General features: G+C 50.8%; 5 protein-coding genes and 1 pseudogene. 4 read left to right on the top strand and 2 right to left on the bottom strand.

The features are described 5' to 3' along the window. The 3 genes and pseudogenes from tuf to B3007_RS12510 form a co-directional block, all read left to right on the top strand. A pseudogene (gene tuf, locus B3007_RS12520) lies at positions 1-277 on the top strand (elongation factor Tu); the annotation flags it as partial. Between the two features lie 132 nt (positions 278-409). Continuing rightward, entirely contained in the window at positions 410-1,249 is an 840-nt protein-coding gene (locus B3007_RS12515) for a hypothetical protein (RefSeq protein WP_301376699.1), read from the top strand. Next, positions 1,239-1,928 (top strand): rhomboid family intramembrane serine protease, encoded by a 690-nt coding sequence (locus B3007_RS12510; protein WP_301376700.1) that lies wholly within the window; start codon positions 1,239-1,241, stop codon positions 1,926-1,928. The genes B3007_RS12515 and B3007_RS12510 overlap by 11 nt, the downstream gene beginning before the upstream one ends. On the opposite strand, the gene B3007_RS12505 is transcribed toward B3007_RS12510, so the two are convergent. Both B3007_RS12505 and fusA read right to left on the bottom strand, forming a co-directional pair. After that, a complete protein-coding gene (locus tag B3007_RS12505) occupies positions 1,878-3,707 on the bottom strand; it encodes a hypothetical protein (protein ID WP_301376701.1) in 1,830 nt (609 codons plus the stop codon). The genes B3007_RS12510 and B3007_RS12505 overlap by 51 nt on opposite strands. 132 nt (positions 3,708-3,839) lie before the next feature. Then, complete coding sequence (gene fusA / locus B3007_RS12500; protein WP_301376702.1) at positions 3,840-5,927, bottom strand: elongation factor G; 2,088 nt, start codon at positions 5,925-5,927, stop codon at positions 3,840-3,842. Positions 5,928-6,182: 255 nt separating this feature from the next. Between fusA and B3007_RS12495 the strand changes: the two genes are divergently transcribed. Next, a partial coding sequence (locus B3007_RS12495) for a GTP-binding protein (protein WP_301390889.1) occupies positions 6,183-6,317 on the top strand: 135 nt, incomplete at its 3' end.

Raw genomic sequence — 6,317 nt, 5'->3', positions numbered from 1 at the left:
CAAGTTCTCTTCAGAAGTATACGTACTGGGTAAAGATGAAGGTGGCCGTCACACGCCATTCTTCAAAGGTTACCGTCCACAGTTCTACTTCCGTACCACTGACGTAACTGGCGCTGTAGAACTGCCAGAAGGCGTAGAAATGGTCATGCCAGGTGACAACGTGACACTGGAAGTGACTCTGATCGCTCCAATCGCGATGGACGAAGGCCTGCGTTTTGCGATCCGTGAAGGTGGTCGTACAGTAGGTGCTGGTGTTGTAGCTAAAATCATCGAGTGATGAAGCTACCTGCATCGCCTCTGCGGTGTTGTGTCATCGATTTGATTTGTCACTTACATAAGTAAGCTCCTCATCAAATCGATAACACGGCCTGGCAGAGCCTTCTTCGGTAACACTTCCTCGAAGTGTGCGGTGAAGAAAGATGCAGAATCAGAAAAAGCCCGCTTCATGCGGGCTTTTTTGTGTCTGCTATTTGACTTTCTTAATTACTCTTCAGGTAGGTCTTTGTGGTTTCCAGAGGCCGGTTTTTTCAGAAGTCCTGGGCTACAATGCTGTTTTGATCAGTATCGAAGTACCATGCCGTTAAGAACAAAGTACGATTATCGAATTGCAGATATACGCGTGGGCCGCATCATCATTGGTGTTCTCGTTGCTATTATTCAGTTGGTTGCCTACCAGGTTTTACAGCAGTACAACGCTGCGAGAATGGACTCTATAGATTCATGGGAGGTGGGTTTGCCTCTTGATGATGCGATTCCATTGATTCCAGAATTTGCGTTTATCTACTTTCTTTATATTCCGGGCCTGATCATTCCCGCCCTGCTCGATATGCCTTTTACTCTGTATCTTCGTTATGCGCTGTCGCTGGTGCTGTCCGTAGTGATTGCCTGCCTTTGTTTCGCATTTGTACCATTGAAGATCACCCATGAGGCGTTTATCTGTACTGACTGGACTTGCAGCGGACTGATGATGCTGCGTAGTCTTGATGCCGGGGTCAATCTCTTGCCGAGTTTGCATGCGTCTCAGACTTTATTGGCGGCGACGGTCATGGTTGTCGCCAGTCATATGCATGGTGTGCGAACTTTCTGGTGGGTGTGGAGCCTGTTTTTGTATTTGCCAATTATTGCCTCTACGCTGTTAGCTAAGCAGCATTACGTGGTCGATCTGTTGGCAGGGTTTTTAGTGGGCGTGATTACCTGGAAACTCGCACTTCTTTTTGTCGGTGAAGAGCCTGATCCCGATGCAGCTTAACTTTTTCAGAGCGCTGGCCAATGTGCTGGGGCTAACCTGGGCACGGGTGCGTTCTGATTTTCTGTCGCACTCATGGGTGACAATTACGCTCGGGATTACGGTAACGGCACTGATGTTCGTTCCTGAGGCGGATAACTATCTGAGGTTTGATCGCGCTGCCATTATTGAAGAGGGAGAGTGGTGGCGTACCTTTACGGCTGTGTTTGTCCACAGTTCCTGGGATCATTACCTCTGGAACATCATTGTGCTTCTGGCCAGTAGCCTTGTGTGTGAGCAGATAAACCGGCGGGCGTTTGTTATTTATCTTATCGCTGTGATTACGATAACGGCCGCTTATAAGCTGATATTGACTGCACCCGGCCACATATCCCTTGGCTTTAGTGGTGTGGCCTCAGGTACGTTTGTGCTCTTGCTGGTGTTGATTATTGCGGAGGGGTATCGAACCCGTGACTTCTGGATGATGATGGTTACCGCTGTTATTTTCGCTCTGTTTTCTGCCCATGAGCTTGGGTTTTTCGGTAGCGAGAGTGGCTGGGAAATGCTCACTGGCCACTCAATTGACGCGATGCCAGGAAAGAAAACCAAGCCAGCCCACATCCTAGGAATGATCACTGGCCTGGTGGTTGGCCTAGCTTACCTGATTACGTCTGCGATAAAGGCCAAAGCTGATAAGAGCTAACAGTGCGGCGAAGATTCCCAGGGAGTCTTTGTCTTCTTCAAAGTCGATGGTGTAGTCAGCGTAATAGGCGACAGCACTGTCGATCTCATCATACTTACTTATTGTCAGTACAGACGCGGTAGCTGTCCCTTCGCTATCTGTCGTGGTGAAATCAACATCGATCCGAGCGAGGCCATCTTCAAAATCCGCCTGATTTTCTACTGCCATATCTACTGGGAACGCTATATGTACATGGTCTGGTGTACAGGTGACGATAAGGCTTTCTTCGTTCAGAGTCGACGACGTGGATATTTGTATGCAGTCAAATTCGGCAGGGTAGATTTCTGATGAATCTGGGTCCAGTAATAAGTCCACGGTCAGATTGGTGGCTTTTTCAACACCGTCTGGAAGCTTGAGTCGGAGTGCAGCATATGGGTTGGACGGATATTCCAGAATAAGAATGGGCTCTACACCTGCACCTACGGGGGCCTGTGCTGCTGCTTCCAGGCTAATGCTGCTGGCGTCACTGAAGGATATGCTTCCGCCGGCAACAAGGCTTGTTGACTCTTCGCTGGTGAACATCAAAGGGAGGGTCAGCGGTGCTTCTGCCGATACACTTGCATCGGTGTTGCTGGCTGTCACGACGCCATCTGAGCAACTAGCGGTTGCCGTTCCGTTACCATTGAGTAGGCCATTATCAGATAGGGTCTCCGAATCTGAGCAGGTGAGGCTTCCTGTTTCCGCGGAGACACTTGTTTCAAGTGTAACGAAGTCTTCTTCTTGTGTTGCTGGGGGCCAGGCAGCAAGGGTTGCACCTGAGTCGCTGCGCGCCACTTCGAGGTAATACTTAGCAGATTGAGCAGGTGGAATTTCGACCGTTGCATTAGTCGCTTCAAGACCCTCACTGTCCAGGCGTTCGATAAGTAGTACTGTGGGCTCGTCACTCTCTGAAGCAATTACTTTGAAGACCACATGTGCAGCCGGTGTGGAAGTTTCGTCTCCGCTACGTGGGCTTATGCGAAGAATGCGATCCTCTGCCCGGTAGAAGCTGCCCAGTATCTCAGTACGGAACGCCATATTGCTGCTGGCGTCTGCCGGTAGATCTGCAGAGAGCGTCTCAACGTATTCCATATGCTCTGGAATATCACGGATGACAATGGCTTCACCTTCGGCCAGTTGCTGGGTGTCCATCCAGACAGTTACAAACTCTCCTTCGTTGAATACTCCGTTGCGAGATAACGTGTCGTGGGTAGTCACACCAGCATTGAGGCTAACTTCGGTCTCTTCCTGTGTCACGCCTGTGACCGTGACAGTGATGATCGCATAAGCGGTATCGGTACCGGTTGTGTATACCTCGAATGTCACCTCTTCAGTGACGCCTTCTTCAAGCGTGCTGAATTCACCGTTGGTATCAAAGGTCACCGATGCGCCTTGATTGTCGGTGGCGATCCCTTTGACTGGGCTACCTTCGACGTAGATCTGACCGTCGGCGGTGATGTCGGTACTGAGGATGGTCACTGTACTGTCGGACGCGACACTGACCGCGTAATTCGGTGTTTCTCCCGACCCATCTCCAGGGTCTTCACAGCTTTGCGGGTCCTGGCATTCGTCGATAGGAGGGCAGTCTGGTCCATCGCAGGCGGGCGCTTCATTTTCGGGTGGAAGTTCACAGCTCTGATCGAAACATCCGTCGGCTATGGGTTCCTGCGGGCAATCGATGTCGTCACAGTTGTTCGCGTGGGCCGACAGACCATAAAGGCTAAGTGCCAGTACAGCGGCATGGAGACGTCTTGATATCATTATTAACTTCCTCTGTGATTTGGCGAAATAATAATCAATCTGGCGCTATCTGTCTTCCCCCATCAGGGTGAAATGTCAGCCAATAAAAAACCCCGCGCGGCGAACCGGACGGGGTTTCAGCGTTAAGGCAACTTACTTGTTAGCTTTACGCTCTTTCGCTTCTTCCATTACCTTGTCAGCAATCTGCTGTGGGCAAGGCATGTAGTGGCTGAACTCCATAGAGAACTGACCACGACCAGAAGTGATGGTGCGCAGGTGGCCGATGTAGCCAAACATTTCAGACAGTGGAACGTCTGCTTTGATGCGCACGCCGCTTGAGCCTGGCTCCTGATCTTTGATCATGCCACGACGACGGTTAAGGTCACCAATTACGTCACCAACGTTGTCTTCTGGAGAGAAGACGTCAACCTTCATGATTGGCTCGAGCAGCTGAGCGCCGGCTTTAGGCATAGACTGGCGGAATGCACCTTTTGCAGCGATTTCGAACGCAACTGCAGAGGAGTCAACCGCGTGGTAGCCACCGTCGTACACGTCAATTTCAACGTCCAGTACCGGGAAGCCAGCCAGAGGACCTTCGTCCATCATTGCCTTGAAGCCTTTCTCGATGGCTGGGAAGAATTCCTTAGGAACGTTACCACCCACGACAGAGGTCTTGAAGACGAAACCAGTACCTGGTTCACCTGGCTTCATGCGGTAATCGATCTTACCGTACTGACCAGAACCACCAGACTGCTTCTTGTGCGTGTAGCTGTCTTCGATCGAAGAAGTGATGGTCTCACGGTAAGATACCTGTGGAGCACCTACTTCCAGCTCAACGCCGTAAGTACGCTTCAGAATGTCGACTTTAATGTCCAGGTGCAGTTCGCCCATACCTTTCAGGATGGTCTCACCAGAATCTTCGTCAGTTTCAACCTGGAATGATGGATCTTCAGCAACCAGTTTACCGATCGCGATACCCATTTTATCAACAGCGCCTTTGTCTTTCGGCTTAACCGCGATAGAGATAACCGGATCCGGGAACACCATGGCTTCCAGAGTACATTCGTGCTTAGGATCACACAGAGTGTGACCAGTCTGAACGTTCTTCATACCTACTACAGCGATGATGTCACCGGCCTGTGCAGAGGTCAGCTCGCTCTTATCGTCTGCCTGCATCTCAACCATACGACCGATACGCTCAGTCTTGCCGGTTGCAGAGTTCAGTACGGTGTCACCTTTATTGATCTTACCCGAGTAGATACGGATAAAGGTCAGAGCGCCAAAGCGGTCGTCCATGATCTTGAACGCCAGAGCACGGAATGGCTCGTCAGCAGATACAATGGCTTTTTCGCCAGTTGGGTTACCTTCTTCGTCGGTCAGATCCTGCGGATCAACTTCCGTTGGGTCTGGCAGGTAATCAACAACCGCGTCCAGAACCAGCTGTACACCTTTATTCTTAAAGGCAGAACCACAGTAGGTTGGGAAGAACTGCAGAGTACGGGTACCTTCACGGATGCAACGCTTCAGATCTTCGATGGATGGTTCTGTACCTTCTTCCAGGTATTCCATCAGCAGGTCTTCGTCTGCTTCCAGGGCGGTTTCGATCAGCTGTTCACGGTACATCTCAACGTCGTCAGCCATGTCAGCTGGAACGTCCTGAATTTCGTAGTTTTCTGGCAGGCCAGAGTCATCCCATACGTAAGCTTTTTTGCTCAGCAGGTCGACAACACCAACGAACTCGTCTTCGGTACCGATTGGCAGAACCATAACCAGTGGCTTGGCGCCCAGTACTTTCTTCACCTGCTCAACAACGCGGTAGAAGTCTGCACCCAGACGGTCCAGCTTGTTCACGAAGATGATACGCGAAACTTCTGAGTCGTTCGCGTAACGCCAGTTGGTTTCAGACTGTGGCTCAACGCCGCCTGAACCACAGAATACGCCGATGCCGCCATCAAGTACTTTCAGGGAACGATAAACTTCAACGGTGAAGTCAACGTGTCCAGGGGTGTCAATAACGTTCAGGCGGTGGCCTGCCCATTCACAGGTAACAGCAGCAGACTGAATGGTAATACCACGCTCAGCTTCCTGTTCCATGAAGTCAGTAGTGGATTCGCCGTCGTGTACTTCACCGGTTTTGTGAATTTTACCGGTCAGCTTCAGGATACGTTCCGTGGTGGTAGTTTTACCCGCGTCAACGTGGGCAAAGATACCTATGTTTCTGTATTTAGAGAGGTCTGTCATAACGTTACTCGGTTAGCAGAGTGAAATTTCGCGCGATAATGTACACGTTTTCGGCGGCGATTTCCTCACACTTTTGACTGTAAGTCCAATTAAAGCGAAAAAACCTTCGCCTGACGCCATTCTGACGCCCAGCCGGTCTTGAGGTGACGGCCTTTGTTGACAGGATTCCGCGCGCGCGTATGATGTCGGCTCTCATATATAGTCGGCACGCCGGCGAAGCTTTAGCATAAACCTTACAACCTGAGGGCCAAGACGGTGGCAAAGGAAACGTTTGAACGCTCAAAACCCCACGTAAACGTGGGTACTATCGGTCACGTTGACCACGGTAAAACTACACTGACTGCTGCACTGACGCGCGTATGCGCAGAAGTATGGGGCGGTGAATCTGTT

The sequence above is a fragment of the Thalassolituus sp. UBA675 genome, assembly GCF_002297765.1.
GTDB lineage: Bacteria > Pseudomonadota > Gammaproteobacteria > Pseudomonadales > Oceanobacteraceae > Thalassolituus.
Note: the sequence above shows the minus strand (reverse complement) of the source record. Positions and strands in the feature narration are given on the sequence as shown.

Bases quoted from the DNA above. Each gene is read 5' to 3' on its own strand.
- B3007_RS12510 (WP_301376700.1), top strand. From the start codon at position 1,239: ATGCAGCTTAACTTTTTCAGAGCGCTGGCCAATGTGCTGGGGCTAACC.
- B3007_RS12505 (WP_301376701.1), bottom strand. From the start codon at position 3,707: ATGATATCAAGACGTCTCCATGCCGCTGTACTGGCACTTAGCCTTTAT.
- fusA (WP_301376702.1), bottom strand. From the start codon at position 5,927: ATGACAGACCTCTCTAAATACAGAAACATAGGTATCTTTGCCCACGTT.